Annotated in this window: 18 protein-coding genes; 5 read left to right on the top strand and 13 right to left on the bottom strand. The window is 35.0% G+C overall.

Translation table 11 applies throughout. The features are described 5' to 3' along the window. Positions 1 to 9 precede the first annotated feature (9 nt). From hisB to rpmJ, 9 genes are all read right to left on the bottom strand, one after another. Positions 10 to 1,068 (bottom strand): bifunctional histidinol-phosphatase/imidazoleglycerol-phosphate dehydratase HisB, encoded by a 1,059-nt coding sequence (gene hisB / locus NYG92_RS08080; protein WP_289234078.1) that lies wholly within the window; start codon positions 1,066 to 1,068, stop codon positions 10 to 12. Beyond that, positions 1,061 to 2,353 carry a histidinol dehydrogenase gene (gene hisD, locus NYG92_RS08085; protein WP_289234079.1) on the bottom strand — a complete coding sequence of 431 codons (1,293 nt, stop codon included), beginning with the start codon at positions 2,351 to 2,353 and terminating at the stop codon, positions 1,061 to 1,063. Before hisD ends, hisB begins: the two co-directional genes overlap by 8 nt. A 3-nt stretch (positions 2,354 to 2,356) precedes the next feature. Beyond that, positions 2,357 to 3,250 (bottom strand): ATP phosphoribosyltransferase, encoded by an 894-nt coding sequence (gene hisG / locus NYG92_RS08090; protein WP_027304716.1) that lies wholly within the window; start codon positions 3,248 to 3,250, stop codon positions 2,357 to 2,359. 118 nt (positions 3,251 to 3,368) lie between these two features. Then, the gene (gene rplQ, locus NYG92_RS08095; protein ID WP_004275299.1) at positions 3,369 to 3,722 is read right to left on the bottom strand and encodes a 50S ribosomal protein L17; all 354 of its coding nucleotides are present in this window, start codon (positions 3,720 to 3,722) and stop codon (positions 3,369 to 3,371) included. A gap of 3 nt (positions 3,723 to 3,725) precedes the next feature. Continuing rightward, the gene (locus NYG92_RS08100) at positions 3,726 to 4,739 is read right to left on the bottom strand and encodes a DNA-directed RNA polymerase subunit alpha (RefSeq protein WP_289234080.1); all 1,014 of its coding nucleotides are present in this window, start codon (positions 4,737 to 4,739) and stop codon (positions 3,726 to 3,728) included. Positions 4,740 to 4,751: 12 nt separating this feature from the next. After that, positions 4,752 to 5,378, bottom strand: a complete 627-nt coding sequence (gene rpsD / locus NYG92_RS08105) for a 30S ribosomal protein S4 (RefSeq protein ID WP_027304718.1) — start codon at positions 5,376 to 5,378, stop codon at positions 4,752 to 4,754. Positions 5,379 to 5,395: 17 nt separating this feature from the next. Further along, entirely contained in the window at positions 5,396 to 5,788 is a 393-nt protein-coding gene (rpsK, locus tag NYG92_RS08110; RefSeq protein WP_004277824.1) for a 30S ribosomal protein S11, read from the bottom strand. A 9-nt stretch (positions 5,789 to 5,797) separates the two neighbouring features. After that, positions 5,798 to 6,163, bottom strand: coding sequence for a 30S ribosomal protein S13 (gene rpsM / locus NYG92_RS08115; protein WP_002824953.1), 366 nt, complete (start codon positions 6,161 to 6,163; stop codon positions 5,798 to 5,800). Between the two features lie 2 nt (positions 6,164 to 6,165). Then, positions 6,166 to 6,279, bottom strand: a complete 114-nt coding sequence (gene rpmJ, locus NYG92_RS08120) for a 50S ribosomal protein L36 (protein ID WP_002781429.1) — start codon at positions 6,277 to 6,279, stop codon at positions 6,166 to 6,168. A 282-nt stretch (positions 6,280 to 6,561) separates the two neighbouring features. Between rpmJ and NYG92_RS08125 the strand changes: the two genes are divergently transcribed. Both NYG92_RS08125 and NYG92_RS08130 read left to right on the top strand, forming a co-directional pair. After that, positions 6,562 to 7,353, top strand: coding sequence for a sulfite exporter TauE/SafE family protein (locus NYG92_RS08125; protein WP_289234081.1), 792 nt, complete (start codon positions 6,562 to 6,564; stop codon positions 7,351 to 7,353). Between the two features lie 9 nt (positions 7,354 to 7,362). Next, complete coding sequence (locus NYG92_RS08130) at positions 7,363 to 8,196, top strand: YihY/virulence factor BrkB family protein (RefSeq protein WP_270976813.1); 834 nt, start codon at positions 7,363 to 7,365, stop codon at positions 8,194 to 8,196. On the opposite strand, the gene NYG92_RS08135 is transcribed toward NYG92_RS08130, so the two are convergent. The 4 genes from NYG92_RS08135 to NYG92_RS08150 are packed head-to-tail and all read right to left on the bottom strand — an operon-like array spanning position 8,113 to position 12,028. Then, positions 8,113 to 9,366: a ComEC/Rec2 family competence protein gene (locus tag NYG92_RS08135; protein WP_289234082.1), complete on the bottom strand. Its 1,254-nt coding sequence runs from the start codon at positions 9,364 to 9,366 to the stop codon at positions 8,113 to 8,115. The two genes, NYG92_RS08130 and NYG92_RS08135, sit on opposite strands and share 84 nt — an antisense overlap. Next, complete coding sequence (locus NYG92_RS08140) at positions 9,366 to 9,923, bottom strand: DedA family protein (protein WP_270976811.1); 558 nt, start codon at positions 9,921 to 9,923, stop codon at positions 9,366 to 9,368. The genes NYG92_RS08135 and NYG92_RS08140 overlap by 1 nt, the downstream gene beginning before the upstream one ends. Before the next feature lie 7 nt (positions 9,924 to 9,930). Further along, positions 9,931 to 11,481, bottom strand: a complete 1,551-nt coding sequence (gene rny / locus NYG92_RS08145; RefSeq protein ID WP_289234083.1) for a ribonuclease Y — start codon at positions 11,479 to 11,481, stop codon at positions 9,931 to 9,933. Continuing rightward, positions 11,417 to 12,028 (bottom strand): 5-formyltetrahydrofolate cyclo-ligase, encoded by a 612-nt coding sequence (locus NYG92_RS08150; protein ID WP_289234084.1) that lies wholly within the window; start codon positions 12,026 to 12,028, stop codon positions 11,417 to 11,419. The genes rny and NYG92_RS08150 overlap by 65 nt, the downstream gene beginning before the upstream one ends. Before the next feature lie 71 nt (positions 12,029 to 12,099). Between NYG92_RS08150 and NYG92_RS08155 the strand changes: the two genes are divergently transcribed. The 3 genes from NYG92_RS08155 to NYG92_RS08165 all read left to right on the top strand — a co-directional run. Beyond that, positions 12,100 to 12,645, top strand: coding sequence for a TlpA family protein disulfide reductase (locus NYG92_RS08155; RefSeq protein WP_289234085.1), 546 nt, complete (start codon positions 12,100 to 12,102; stop codon positions 12,643 to 12,645). Next, a complete protein-coding gene (gene ftsY, locus NYG92_RS08160) occupies positions 12,645 to 13,511 on the top strand; it encodes a signal recognition particle-docking protein FtsY (protein ID WP_289234086.1) in 867 nt (288 codons plus the stop codon). Before NYG92_RS08155 ends, ftsY begins: the two co-directional genes overlap by 1 nt. 84 nt (positions 13,512 to 13,595) lie before the next feature. Beyond that, positions 13,596 to 14,674 (top strand): cache domain-containing protein (locus NYG92_RS08165; protein WP_289234087.1); only part of this gene is annotated, 1,079 nt, incomplete at its 3' end.

Here is a 14,674-nt window from a genome sequence, read left to right on the forward strand (position 1 = left end):
TTTCATATCTCATAACACCCCCTTAGAACTCGCCAAATTTTCACTTTCTATCTTAATCGCCATTTTAAGAGCTTTAGCAAAGGCTTTAAAAAGTGCCTCGCATTTGTGATGGTCGTTTTTGCCCTTAACCCTTAAATGCAAACTCACCCCCAAAGCATAGCTTAAAGAGTAGAAAAAATGCTCTATCATCTCTGTGCTTAACTCGCCTAATTTTTGCTTTTTAAATTTAGCCTTAAATTTGAGATGAGGGCGATTGCAAAAATCTAGCGCACAAAATGCCAAACTCTCATCCATAGGCAAAACAAAGCCATATCTTGCTATGCCTATTTTGTCCCCCAAAGCCCTTTTTAAAGCCTCGCCAAGTGCTAAGGCTATGTCTTCTACGCTATGATGCTCATCGACTTCTAAATCTCCCCTGCAAGAAAGCTCAAGTCCTATGCCACTATGCACGGCAATTTGCTCTATCATATGGTCTAAAAACGCCACCCCACTATCAATTTTAACTCCGCCACCATTTAACGCCACTTTAACGCTAATATCCGTTTCTTTCGTCTTTCTTTTCACACTAGCGTGGCGAAAGGAATTTAAAATTTGCTCCGTTATCTCCTCCCAAGAAAGCTCTCCATATCTAAGCCCAGTAAGTCCCAAATTTAAAGCTAAGTCCATATCACTTTGCCTATCGCCTATGACAAAACTTTGCTCCTTATCATACAAATGATATTTAATGTAGTCTTCTAAAAGGGCGGTTTTAGGCTTTCTACACGCGCAATTTTCCTTTTCAAAATGCGGACAAATGAAAATTTCTTTAAATTCTATCCCACAGCTTTGCAAAATATCAAGCATTTTTTGATGAGGAATTTCAAAATTTTCCTTAGGAAAACTTGCCGTGCCAAGCCCATCTTGATTTGTAATCATCACAAAGCTAAAGCCAAATTTTTTAAGCGTTAAGAGTGCATTAATTGCACCTTTTTCAAACATCAATTTTTCAAGACTATCGACTTGAAAATCCTCTTTTGGCTCTTTTATCAAGGTGCCGTCTCTATCGATAAATAAGATTTTCTCACTCATTTCTTAAAGCCTCTAAACGCAAACTTACGGCATTTTTATGTGCGTATAAGCATTCAGCTTCTGCCATAAGCTCCACGCTTTTAGCCAAATTTTTAAAACCATCAACACTTAATTCTTGCACACTCATCGTTTTCATAAAGTCCATTAAATTTAAACTTGAATGTGTTTTTGTAAGTCCGTAAGTTGGCAAAACGTGATTTGTCCCACTTGCATAATCACCCATAGACTCAGGCGAATACGCTCCTAAAAATACAGAACCTGCGTGCTTGACACCGCTTAAAAGTTCTCTTGGCTTTTGCGTTTGTATGATTAAATGCTCTGGTGCGTAAGCATTTGAAATTTCAAGAGCCTCATTTAAATCTTTAGCGATGAAAATTTTAGAATTACTTAAGCTTTTAGAGGCAATTTCTTTTCTAGGCAAATTTTCAAGCTGAATTTCAAGCTCTTTTTGCACTTTTTTAGCAAAGTCCTCGCTTAAACACACTAAAATGACTTGAGAATCCGCTCCGTGTTCAGCTTGTGAGAGCAAATCACTCGCTACGAAATCAGCCCTAGCATCTTCATCAGCAATCACCAAAACTTCGCTAGGTCCTGCTTGCATATCTATACTAGCACCCATTATATCGCTACTAACTTGCCTTTTAGCTTCCGTTACAAAGGCATTTCCAGGACCAAAAATTTTATCCACTTTTAAAACGCTTTGTGTCCCATAAGCAAGGGCGGCTATGGCTCCAGCTCCTCCCATTTGATAAATTTCATCGACCTTACAAAGTTTCGCACAAAATAGCACAACATCATTGATTTTAGCGGGACTTGCTAGGACTATTTTTTCGCATTTTGCTATTTTAGCAGGGATAGCAAGCATTAAGGCTGTGGAAAAAAGCGGAGCCGAACCCGCAGGGATATACAAGCCCACCTTTTCAATAGGACGCGTCAAAAGCTCACAGCAAACGCCCTTGCTAGTTTCCACCCTTAACACTTCTTTAAGCTGGGCTTGATGAAATTGTGTGATATTTTCATAAGCTTTTTGAATCGCCTTTTTTAAATTTTCATCGACTCTTTTACACGCTTCATTGAGCTCTTTTTGTGAAATTTGAATACTTGAAATTTCAGCTTTATCAAATTTTAAGGCTTGCTCATACAGGGCTTCATCGCCTCTTTTTTTCACATCATCAATAATTCCTTTAACCACACCACCAAGCTCTTCTTTAACGCTCATCACAGGGCGTTTAAGGGCTTCAAATTTTTCTTTTTCATTTAAATTTTTATAGTTTAATACTTGCATTTTTCACCTCAGCATTTTTTCAATAGGCAAGACCAAAATCGAACTCGCCCCTTCATCTTTTAAAGCCTCCATAGTCTCCCAAAACAAATTTTCTTTACTTACCATATGTAAGGCGACATTTTTTTCATCGTGTGAAAGGGGGATTATGGTCGGTTTTTCCATACCAGGAAGTAAATTTTGTATAACACTAAGTTTTTCTTTTGGGGCGTGAAGCATAATATACTTACTTTCTCTTGCCTGCATAACACCCTCTATACGCAATAAAATTTTATCCACTAAACTTTGACAATCTTTATTTAAGGAGGCGGATTTTTGTATCAAGCAAGCTTTTGACTCATAAATGATTTGAACCTCTTTTAAGTCGTTAGCTTGCAAAGTCGCTCCACTTGAAACCAAATCGCAAATCGCATCAGCCAAATTTGCCCTTGGAGCAACTTCAACAGAGCCTGTTAGCATACAATTTTTGTAATTTACGCCCTGTTCTTGCATAAAGCGTTTTAAAAGCTGCGGATAAGAAGTAGCTATCCTAAGCCCTTCAAAGTCCTTGATATCTTTAAATTCCTTATTTTGAGGTAGGGCTAAAGAAAGGCGACAATAACCAAAATCAAGCTTTTTAAGTAACTTAAATTCAACGCTTTCTTTTTGTGCTTCACGCTCAAGGGCGTGTTCTTCCAAAACATTTTCACCTATAATGCCTAAATCTACAACCCCATCAAAAACAAGTCCGGGAATATCATCATCACGCACCCTTAAAACATCTAGGGCTAAATTTGTCGAACAGGCTATTAAACTTTGCTCGTGAATATGCATTTTAACGCCACATTTTGCAAGAAGCTCTAAAGACTCCTTAGATAATCTGCCTGATTTTTGTATCGCGATACGAAGACGCTCTTGCATAATTCTTCCTTAAAATAAAATATGATTAAATTTTAACAAAAATAATTGAATTTTAGCAAGATTAAAAAGGTATTAAATAAAATGGAGAGATAATTTAGTGGAAAATTCCACTAAATTTTTAGGCTACAAATTCGATAAAAGCCATTTCAGCGGCATCACCACGACGAATTCTTGTTTTAATAATTCTAGTATAGCCACCTTTTCTTTCTTTAAATTGCGGGGCAATTTCATTAACAAGCTTATTTGTAGCGTATTTATTTTGCAAAGAAGCAAAAACAGCTCTATGTGCGTTAAAATCGCCCTCTCTAGCTCTAGTGATTAATCTCTCAACATAAGATCTTAATTCTTTAGCCTTAGGTAAAGTTGTTTCAATTTTCCCGCTATTTACAAGAGCTATAGTTAAATTCTTTAACAAAGCCCCACGATGCGATGAAGTTCTGCCAAGTTTTCTATATCCGTGTTTATGTCTCATTATTTATCCTTCGTTTTGTGCTTTGAGTTCTTCAATTTTTTTCTTAAGCAAATCTTTATTATCACTCAATTTAGAAGTGCCGACTGCAAAACCTATGCTTTCCATAACGCTTTTAATCTCATCTAAAGATTTCTTACCTAAATTTTTAAGTCCAGCTAATTCATTGACGCTCATAAGGGCTAACTCACCAATATAAACAACTCCAGCTTTTTCAAGGCAATTATAACTTCTAGCACTTAAATTTAAATCGGTAATGTTTTGAAGAAGCTTAGTATTTTCAAGCTCATTATGACTTGCTTGTGTTTTAATCATACTTCTAACATTTGTGATTTTATCAAAAACGCTTAATTGTTTATACATCGCCTCTAAAGCATTTTGAAAAGCCTCGTTTGGAGTGATTTGTCCGTCTGTTGTGATAGTTAAAACCACTTTTTCATAATCTGGATTATCCTCAAATAAAACCTTTTCTATATCATAGGTCGCTTCTCTTATAGGGGTGAAAAAGGCATCAAGAGCTATGAATTTATTATCATTTAAAAGCTCTTTAATCTCCTCACTTGGCACATAGCCTATACCCTTTTCGATGATGAGTGTGAATTTAAGCTCGGCATCTTCATTAATAGTCGCTAAATAAGCATCTTCATTAACAACGCTAACTTGATCATTATCCAAATCTCTGCCGTGAATTTCTTTAGGTCCCTTAAAGTAAAACTCGACAATTTCTTTATTGCTATCGCTTTTAAGTTTGAAGCGAAGTTTTTTAAGATTAATGATAAAAAGCGCCACATCTTCAAGCATACCACGCATACTATCAAATTCGTGCGCAACACCCTCAATATAAATAGCCGTAGGTGCATAGCCCACAGTGCTAGTATAAAGCAAACGGCGAAGTGGGTGTGCTAAAGTAATGCCATAGCCTATTTCAAAAGGCCAAGCACTAATTTTAGCACTTGTTTCACTTAAACTTTCTATGGTAAATTCAGTCGGTGTATAAGCAGATGTTGTTATATGTCTCATATCTGCTCCTTCTTACTTAGAATAAAGCTCAACAATAAATCTTTCCTCGACAGGAATGACCACTTCTTCTCTTTCTGGCTTTCTTGTAAAAATTCCATATCTTTTATCTTTTTCTACATCGACCCAAGCCACAATACCCGTTTGAGCTGTTAAGTCAATCGCTCTTGAAATTTGAGGATTATTTTTACTTTTTTCCGCCACTTCTATTTTAGCTCCCGCCTCAACTCTAAAGCTCGGGATATCCACTCTTCTGCCATTAACTAAAATATGTCCATGCGTTACAAGTTGTCTTGCAAAACGGCGTGTTGTTGCAAAGCCCATTCTATAAACGACATTATCAAGTCTTTGTTCTAAAAGCTGGATAAGTAAAACCCCTGTGTTTCCATCTTTTCTCGCTGCTTCAGCAAATAATCTTCTAAACTGCTTTTCACTCACACCATACATAAATTTTGCTTTTTGTTTCTCTCTTAATTGAAGTCCGTATTCACTTATTTTACCTCTTCTTGCTCCGTGCTGACCTGGCGCATAAGGACGCTTATCAAGCGCACTCTTACCTGCCAATCTTCTTTCGCCCTTTAATGCAAGGCTTACTCCAAAGCGTCTTTCTAATTTTTCTACTGGTCCTCTATATCTTGCCATATTATTCTCCTTTATTCTTAGACGCGGCGGCGTTTAGGTGGTCTGCAGCCATTATGAGCTAATGGGGTTATGTCTTTTAAGAAAAGCACCTTAATACCCTCCATAGCACCGACACTTTTTACAGCAGTTTCTCTACCGCTTCCTGGTCCTTGCACCTTAATGCCAACTTCTTTAATGCCGTGTTCTTTTGCTTTAGTTAAGGCACTTTCTACGGCTTGCTGTGCGGCGTAAGGAGTGGATTTTTTAGAGCCTTTAAAGCCTAGTCCTCCCGCACTCGCCCAAGCGATAGCATTTCCCATTTCATCAGTAACTGTAACCATAGTGTTATTAAAAGTCGCACTGATATAGACAATACCTTTGGCGATATTTTTCTTAACAATTTTTTTCTTTACAATTTTTCTTTTTGCCATTTTCTATCCTTATGATTTCGCACCGACTGTTTTTCTTTTGCCTTTGCGTGTTCTAGCATTAGTTTTTGTCTTTTGCCCACGCACAGGAAGACCTTTTCTATGTCTTAAACCTCTAAAACTTCCCAAATCCATCAAAGCTTTAATGTCCATAGCTACTTGCTTTCTTAAATCACCCTCAACCATATAGTTTTCTTGGATTTCTTTACGAATCGCTGCCGCCTCATCTTCACTTAGCTCATGCACTCTTTTATCATAAGAAATTCCTGTTTTATCCAGAATTTTTCTTGAAGTAAAAAGCCCTATACCATAAATGTAGGTCAAGCCATACTCAACTCTCTTTTTCTTTGGTAAATCAACACCTGCAATACGAGCCATATTTATCCTTGTCTTTGTTTATGTTTTGGATTCTCGCAAATAATGCGAACAACGCCCTTGCGGCGCACCACTTTGCACTTATCGCACATTTTCTTAACGGAAGGTCTAACTTTCATCGTTAAGCTCCTTTAATAAATTCGCATTTTCATTTCTTGTAAGCGAGGCTTTAAGCCAACTATTTTCAAAACAAATGCCAAATTTTGAAAATACTTTTTTTACAAAGTGACTCACAAAAATGCGAATTATACTTAAATAGAACTTTAATTTTGCTTAGTTTAAGTTTCCCTTTTACGCTGTATAAATTTTCACACTAAGCTTTGAGGTAATCCTACAAATTTAAAGACTATTTTAACTGCTTTTTTGTAAAATCCCTTTTTTGCATTAGTTTAAGGATTATAGTGAATTTGATGGATTTGCCTTATTTTTTGGTGGGAATTATTTCAGGCATAGCTTCTGGGCTTTTTGGTATAGGAGGAGGTATGATTATCGTTCCAACTATGCTATTTTTAGGCATTAGCTCACATCAGGCTGTGGCGATCTCTGTGGTGCAGATGATTTTTGCCGCAATTTTTGGCTCTTATATCAATCACAAAAAGAAAAATTTAAATTTCAAAAACGGCATTTACATAGGACTAGGGGGACTTTTGGGGGCGAGTTTTAGTGGGGTTTTAGTAAGTCATCTTAGTGATATTGCCTTAACGGCTATATTTTTGTGTGTAAGTTTTGCCTTTTTTCTAAAATATGCTTTCGGGGTGAAAAACACGACAAATCACACGCAAAGAAGCAAATTTGCCAAAAATGCTATTTTATTTGGCGCTGGTGTTTTTACTGGGATTTTTGCTATTTCTTTAGGCATAGGTGGCGGACTTTTGATCGCTCCTATTTTGGCATATTTTTTAGGCTATGATAATAAAAAAGTCGTGCCTATTTCTTTATTTTTTGTTATATTTGCTTCTTTGGCAGGACTTTTTTCTTTTATAAATGCTGATATTATCACTTACGAGCTTGCACAAAAAGGTTTTATTGTAGGTGTAGCTTCTATGATAGGTGTTTTTGTGGGGATTAAGATTATGGAGAAAATGCGTCTTTCTTCACATTTTAAAATTTTGCTTGTTGTTTATGCTCTTTCTATCGCTATGACGACTTATTCTTTACTTAATAAATTAGGTTTAATTTCATCAATTTACTAAAGGATAGCAATGAAACGCGTTTTTAAACTTTTATTAGCCTTAAGAGATAAAGAAATTTTAAATTATTCAGCTTCCCTTAGCTTTTATTCTATCTTATCTTTAATCCCTATTTTATTCGTTTGTTTTTCTGTTTTTACACAAATTCCAAGTTTTGAAGCACATTACGAAAGGGCTAAGAGTGTGATTTTTACCTTTCTTATCCCCGCACAACAAGACTTAGTCGCTAGCTATTTAGATACTTTTTTAAAAAATAGCGTCAATTTAGGCATAATGGGACTTATCGCTATGGCTTTCACTTCTCTTGCCTTTTTTTCGGGCTATGATTTTGTGATTAACCGTATCACGCAAAATGAGCCAAAAGGACTTTGGACGAGCATTAGCTCCTACTGGACCCTACTAACCCTCGTGCCACTTGGCTTAGGACTTAGCTTTTATGTTTCTTCTTTGATACAAAAAACCTTAGATGATTATCACATAGGTTTTAATTTCTTTGAAATTTTACCCTTTGTTATTATTTGGGCTTTATTTTTCATCTCCTATTCAAGCTCTTTACATCAAGTAAGCCTTAAAAATCTTGCTCTAACTTCTTTTTGTGCAGGGGCTATTTGGTATGCAGGTAAGAATTTATTTGTATATTATGTGGTGTATAATAAAACTTACGCAAGTGTTTATGGCTCTTTTTCGACCATACTTTTCTTTTTTATTTGGATTTATATTTCTTGGGTGATTTATCTTTATGGACTTAAAATTTGCTTTTTTTTAAATGAAAATGAAAGGGATAAGATTAAGCAAAATGCAAAAAAACGCCAAAATTCTAAAATAAATTCCAAACAAACTAAGTAAAAGATAAGAGCAAAAAGCCCAAAAAGGCAAAATAAAATTTGTAGAGTGAAATTTAAAGGCAAAAAATTCCAGTAAAAAACCATCAAATAAAAACCCTGCTCCAATGAAGTGTAGAAACAAAACCAAAGGATAAAAAAGCACAAAAATAAGGCTTAAAAAAATAGCTAGAAATTGCTGATAAGAAATGAGAGGAAAAAAATAAAGCACAGGGATAATCATAGCCAAAAAGGTCCAAAGATTAATCAAAACAAAATTTGTCAAAACCCCAAAAAATTTCGCAAAATGATGTAAATATAAAAAGATATAAAACACACCTAAAATAGAAAAGAAAAATCCTACGCTAAAAAGTAAATTTGGATATAAACTAAGGCAAATTAACACGCATAAAAAAAGATTAAAAAAGCTTAGAATTTTAATATTTTTTGCGAGTAAATAAAAGCCAAAAAGTGCCATTACCAAAGAGCGTGTGAAGCTTGGCACAAAGCCTATTAAATACGCATAAAAAAAGAGCAAGATAAAAATCAAAATGCTTAAATCAAATCTTAAATTACGGTAAGGAAAATAACGCTTTTGAAAAAAGCTATAAATAGGTGCAAAAAGAAAGAAAATCAAGCTAAACAAAAGCCCGATATGATACCCACTAATGGCGATTAAATGCGCTATGCCGTAGTGATTAACATCATTTCTTAATTCTTTTGAAACACTTTTAGCAAAAAACAAAGCCCCATAAAATTCCTTCATTTTTTCACTTTCGTGCTGCTTTAAAAAATAAGTGATGATAGCGTTTTCTTCACCTTTTTCTAGGAATTTAATATCATAACTTGGAGCGTAAAAACTCTTCGCAAGATAGTCTTTAAAATCTACTTTTTCATTGATAATTCTTAAACTCAAAAGCTCATTTTTACTTAAATTTAAATCCTTGTAAGTTGTCGTATAAAAACTAAATTCTTTTGTTTTAAGTTTTAAGACAAAATATTTTTTACCATTTTTTCTTAATTTTTCTTGGATATTCTCAAGTCTTGCTTCTTTAATGAAAAAGTGTTTTTGCTCTTTAAAGTTTAAAAATTTTTGATATTCTAAGCCTAAGTTAAAAAGGAAAATCATTACACAAGCTAAGATTAAAAAAAGAAATTCTTTTACAGGCTTTAAAAAAGAATTTCTTAAAAGCATTATTTTTTAGAAAAGCGTGAAAGATAAAACCAAATAAGTGCCACTAAAAACACTAAAAATAGAGGCGCAGCATAAGAATACCGCCCAAATTCTTCAAAAATTTTCTCTACCAAATACCCAAAACTAAAAGCCACATAGCCCAAAGTCAAAGCCCAAAGCAAACTTGCTAAAGTGTTAATGATGAGAAATTTCTTAAAATCATAGTTCGCAAGTCCTGCGGCTATAGGGATAAAGGTTTTTAAGCCATAAATAAATTTTTGAATAAAGAGTAAGGTTGTGCCGTATTGCTTCATTTTAAGCATAGCAAGAGCAAGTTTGCGACGGTGCTTTTTAAAATAAGGCATTAAATCTTTCTTACCATATTTTCCCATCATATAAAGCAAGGTCGAGCCTAAAGTATTCGCAACAAAAGCAACCAAAATACACCATTGAAGCTCCATTTTACCAAGTGAGCTTAACACTCCAGCCGCTAAAATTCCAACCATTCCTCCACCCAAAGAATACACAAATAAAATCACATAACCATAACGCAAAAGCGTGTCAATCATATCTTGCATAAGCGTCCTATTTAGCGTATTCTACGGCTCTTAATTCGCGTATAACATTGACTTTAATTTCGCCCGGATATTGCATTTTCTCCTGAATTTCTGCTGCGATTTCCTTAGCTAAAAGCGTGGCTTCATCGTCATTGACAAGCTTCGCATTGGCAATCACTCTAATTTCTCGCCCCGCATTAATCGCATAGGCGTTTTTAATGCCTTCTTTACTTTTAGCAATTTCTTCAAGCTCATTAACCCTCTTTAAAAAGGCTTCCAAAACCTCGCGTCTAGCACCCGGTCTCGCCGCACTTAGCGTATCAGCTGCACACACAGCCGCACACTCTATACTTAAAGCCTCTTCGTGTCCGTGATGAGCGTAAATGGCGTTAATCACAGTAGGATGCTCCTTATAACGCTTACAAAGCTCCGCCCCCAAATCCACATGAGAGCCTTCAAAATCGTGTGTTAAAGCCTTTCCTATGTCGTGTAAAATCCCCGCCCTTCTTGCCAAATTCTCATCACCTCCACACTCCGCAGCGATAATTCCTGCTAAATGTGCCACTTCTAAGGAGTGCGCAAGAGCATTTTGTCCGTAACTTGCGCGGTATTTAAGTTTGCCGATTAATTTTGCTATTTCTGGATGCATTTTGCCAAGTCCCAAATCCATAATGATAGTTTGTCCCTCTTCTAAAATATTATTTTCAAATTCCTTACAGACCTTCTCATAAATCTCCTCAATGCGCGCAGGCTGTATGCGTCCATCTTCAACCAAAAGCTCAATAACCTTAGTCGCAATGGCACGGCGATAAAGATTAAAACAGCTCACAATGATAGCTCCGGGCGTATCATCGATGATAATATCCACGCCTAAAACCATCTCAAGTGTTTTGACATTACGCCCTTCTTTACCGATAATCCTGCCTTTTAGCTCATCATTTTTAATATTGATGACATTAATAAGTCTTTCTGCTGCAAATTCTCCTGCAAAACGCGAAGTTGCCTGAGCGATAATATAATTTGCCTTTCTTTTCGCCTCACTCTTAGCTTCTTCTTCATATTTACGCACGATGTGAGCGATTTCAGCACGAGAATTCTCCTCGACCTTTTGTAAAAGCAAATTTTTCGCCTCATTTTGCGTTAAACCCGCCGAATGTTCAAGCACCCTTAAAGCCTCATCAAGCTTATCTTGATAAAGTTTTTTAAGCTTTAAGCCATCATCGTGTAAATCTTGAATTATCCTTTTGCTTTTAGAAATTTCTTCCTCTTCAAGACGCATTTGCTCCTCATAACGCGAAAGTTTTTGCTCTTTTTTATGAAGTTCATCAAGCTTATGATTGAAATCTTTTTGATTTTTATGTGCCTTATCTTCGTAGCGTTTTTTTGCCTCAAGTTCAGCATTTAAGACGGAATTTTTAGCGTCTTTTAAAACAAGCTCGGCTTCGTATTCTATGGCTTTTGCCTTAGCTTTTGCTTGTGTGATAAAAATTTCGTGCTTGGCATCGTTGATTTTCTTAGCGACTAAATACCCAACTCCCACACCGATTAAAGCGGCGATAAATGCGATTAATGCTATCATTTTTCAAATCTCTCTTAAAATATTTTCTATTAGGGCTTAGATAAAATTTCGCGCTAATATCGTGTTTTTGCGTGAGTTTTTTTCCGCTTAAAGCGGTGATACTTTGCACGAAAACAACTAAGGGTTTATGCTTTAAATTTGCAAAAAATCTATCATAAAAACCCTCGCCGTGTCCTATTCTTTTCATATTTTTATCAACCCCTATCACAGGCACAAAAGCCAAATCAAGCGAAGTTTGACAAAAAGAATTATTAGGCTCTAAAACCCCAAACCTTTTTTTTGAAAAAGGTAGCCTCAATTTTACAATTTTTAAACTTTTATCTTGCATAAATGGAACAAAAAGTTTGCAATTTTGACTTAAAATTCTACGAAAACGCACTAAATTTGGCTCATATTGCAAGGGTAAAAAAATAAGCACATTTTTCGCCCTATAAAACTTGATAATGTTAAGACTTTCTCTAAAAATAGCATAATCTTTTTTGTAATGCGATCGCGTATTTTGCCTCAATCTTCTTTTTTGAACTTGCCTAAAAAGTTCTTTTTGCATCCCTCTCCTTTATTTACTCTTACTTAGTTATAATTCTAGCATTTTATGGCAAAAGGGAAAGCTAAAATTTAATGCAAAAGATATTTTTAACATTTGTTTTATTATTGTTTTTTACAGCGTGTAGTAGCGAAGAAAAAAAAATGAAAGATTTCAACTCCACAACGGAAGCAAGTTTTACGCAAGGAGAAAGTTATAATTTTGATTTAAATTTAAACGATAGCACCTCCTTATTTATCCAAGTCAAAGAAGGAAAAACAAAATTTGACGCACAAAATAAAGCCACTCTTTTCGTCTTTTTCACAACTTGGTGTAAGCCTTGTATTGCTCAAGCACCGCATTTAAATAAGCTTAAAGAAAAATACCAAGACCAGCTTCAAATCATAGGCATTTTGCTTGAGGACAAAAATCCTAAAGATTTAGCTACTTTCAGCGCACAAAATCATTTAAACTATCAAATCGCTAGTGGCGAAGGAAATTACCTTTTTGCTAAGGCTTTAGGGGGGATTAATGGGATTCCTACGATGTTTTTATTTGCTAAAAATGGAGAATTATTAAAACATTATTTAGGCGTTGTGCCTGTGGAAATGCTTGAAATTGATATTTTAGAGGCAATATAATGCTAAATTTTTTCAAAAAAAGCCTAGCAAAAACTTTAGAAAATATCACTAAAACAAAAGCAAATCACAAAATTTCTAAAGATTTATTAGAAGAAATTTTACTTGAAGCGGATGTAAGTTATGACATAGTTGAGGAAATAATTTACTATCTACCGCCGAGCGAAGAGATTAAAAAAGATGATTTAAAACGCGTTATGGGGGCATATTTTCTTTATGAAAAACCTGAATTTAGCACACAAAAACCTTTTGTAGAGCTTATCTTAGGCGTTAATGGAGCAGGTAAAACCACAAGCATAGCTAAACTTGCAAATTTATATAAAAAACAAAATCAAAAAGTCATTTTAGGAGCTTGCGATACTTTTCGTGCAGGGGCAATTGAACAGCTTCGTTTATGGGCTGAAAAAATCAATGTTGAAATCGTCCTTTCAAATCAAGGACACGACCCATCAGCCGTAGCTTTTGATACCATTTCAAAGGCTACAGCTAGAGGATTTGATAGGGTTATACTCGATACGGCTGGAAGATTGCAAAATCAAAAAAATTTAGCCAATGAATTAGAAAAAATCGTAAGAATTTGCTCTAAAGCTATGGATGGCGCTCCGCATAAAAAAATCCTCGTGCTTGATGGCACACAAGGTAATGCGGGGATTTTACAAGCTAAAGCCTTTAATGAGCTTATTAGGCTTGATGGAGTGATTATCACTAAGCTTGATGGCACAGCAAAGGGAGGCGCGCTTTTTAGCATAGCTAGAGAGCTTGAACTGCCTATTTTTTATGTCGGTGTGGGAGAAAAAATGGACGATTTATATAAATTTGACGCAAATGTTTATTTAGACACGCTTTTAGAGCCTATGTTTGAAGCTTAAAAATCCATAAATAAAAATTTAAAATTATTTTTGTATAATGCAAAGTTTGATTGTGTGAATATTTTAAATAAGGAGCATTTATTTATGAAGAGTGTAAAATTAAAGGTTGCGCTAATTGCAAATTTAATTGCGGTAGCGTGTTTAGTTATTTTAGGTGTAATTACATTTATGTTTGTAAAAGAAGCCTTATTTGAAGAAGTTTTAAAGGCTGAAACAAACTATGTAAAAACAGCTAAAAATTCTATGGAAACTTTTAAAACTAGAAATTCTTCTGCTCTTGAAAATTTAGCTAAAAGCATTTTAAAACGCCCCATAGAGCAATTAGACAACCAAGAAGCTTTAATGCGTTACATTGGAAAAGATTTAAAAGACTTTAGAGATGCTGGGGGATTTTTAGCCGCTTATATCGCTCAACCAAACGGAGAGCTTGTTGTAAGTGATCCCGATTCTGATGCGAAAAAATTAGATTTTGGAATTTATGGAAAGGCTGATAATTACGATGCTAGAACGAGAGAATATTTTATAGAGGCAGTCAAAGCAAATAAAGCCTACACTACCGCATCATACATTGATGTAACCACAAATTTGCCTTGCTTTACATATTCTATTCCGCTTTATAAAGACGATAAATTTTTAGGTGTTTTAGCCTTTGATGTGCTTGTAACCGATTTGCAAACCGAATTTGAAAATTTACCGGGTAGAACTTTCGTGCTTGATAATGAAGATAAAGTTTTTGTTTCCACCGATAAAACTCTTTTAGACCCAAATTATGACATTAAATTTTTTGCAGATATTGCGAAAAATAAAGCAGATTTTGAACCTTTTGAATATGTAACGAGGAATGGTCAGGAAAGATTTGGCATTTGTGTAAAAGTTTCCGATTTTTACACCGCTTGTGTTGGAGAATCCATAGATCAAATAAAGGCTCCAGTGTATAAAATAGCATTTATACAAATTGTAATTGTGATTTTTACAAGTATTGCCAGTGTGCTTTTCTTATATTTTATCGTATCAAAATATCTTTCTCCACTTATAACCATCCAATCCGGTCTTAACTCCTTCTTCGATTTCATCAATCATAAAACTCAAAACATCTCTACTATCAATGTAAATACAAGTGATGAGTTTGGTCAAATGGCAAAAGCCATTAATGAAAATATCCT

It is taken from the genome of Campylobacter felis, assembly GCF_030250085.1.
Classification (GTDB): Bacteria; Campylobacterota; Campylobacteria; order Campylobacterales; family Campylobacteraceae; genus Campylobacter_D; species Campylobacter_D upsaliensis.

What these genes read in the sequence shown, in the direction of transcription:
- hisB (WP_289234078.1), bottom strand. Translation starts at nt 1,068, where the DNA reads ATGAGTGAGAAAATCTTATTTATCGATAGAGACGGCACCTTGATAAAA.
- hisD (WP_289234079.1), bottom strand. Translation starts at nt 2,353, where the DNA reads ATGCAAGTATTAAACTATAAAAATTTAAATGAAAAAGAAAAATTTGAA.
- hisG (WP_027304716.1), bottom strand. Translation starts at nt 3,250, where the DNA reads ATGCAAGAGCGTCTTCGTATCGCGATACAAAAATCAGGCAGATTATCT.
- rplQ (WP_004275299.1), bottom strand. Translation starts at nt 3,722, where the DNA reads ATGAGACATAAACACGGATATAGAAAACTTGGCAGAACTTCATCGCAT.
- NYG92_RS08100 (WP_289234080.1), bottom strand. Translation starts at nt 4,739, where the DNA reads ATGAGACATATAACAACATCTGCTTATACACCGACTGAATTTACCATA.
- rpsD (WP_027304718.1), bottom strand. Translation starts at nt 5,378, where the DNA reads ATGGCAAGATATAGAGGACCAGTAGAAAAATTAGAAAGACGCTTTGGA.
- rpsK (WP_004277824.1), bottom strand. Translation starts at nt 5,788, where the DNA reads ATGGCAAAAAGAAAAATTGTAAAGAAAAAAATTGTTAAGAAAAATATC.
- rpsM (WP_002824953.1), bottom strand. Translation starts at nt 6,163, where the DNA reads ATGGCTCGTATTGCAGGTGTTGATTTACCAAAGAAAAAGAGAGTTGAG.
- rpmJ (WP_002781429.1), bottom strand. Translation starts at nt 6,279, where the DNA reads ATGAAAGTTAGACCTTCCGTTAAGAAAATGTGCGATAAGTGCAAAGTG.
- NYG92_RS08130 (WP_270976813.1), top strand. Translation starts at nt 7,363, where the DNA reads ATGAAACGCGTTTTTAAACTTTTATTAGCCTTAAGAGATAAAGAAATT.
- NYG92_RS08135 (WP_289234082.1), bottom strand. Translation starts at nt 9,366, where the DNA reads ATGCTTTTAAGAAATTCTTTTTTAAAGCCTGTAAAAGAATTTCTTTTT.
- NYG92_RS08140 (WP_270976811.1), bottom strand. Translation starts at nt 9,923, where the DNA reads ATGCAAGATATGATTGACACGCTTTTGCGTTATGGTTATGTGATTTTA.
- rny (WP_289234083.1), bottom strand. Translation starts at nt 11,481, where the DNA reads ATGATAGCATTAATCGCATTTATCGCCGCTTTAATCGGTGTGGGAGTT.
- NYG92_RS08150 (WP_289234084.1), bottom strand. Translation starts at nt 12,028, where the DNA reads ATGCAAAAAGAACTTTTTAGGCAAGTTCAAAAAAGAAGATTGAGGCAA.
- NYG92_RS08155 (WP_289234085.1), top strand. Translation starts at nt 12,100, where the DNA reads ATGCAAAAGATATTTTTAACATTTGTTTTATTATTGTTTTTTACAGCG.
- ftsY (WP_289234086.1), top strand. Translation starts at nt 12,645, where the DNA reads ATGCTAAATTTTTTCAAAAAAAGCCTAGCAAAAACTTTAGAAAATATC.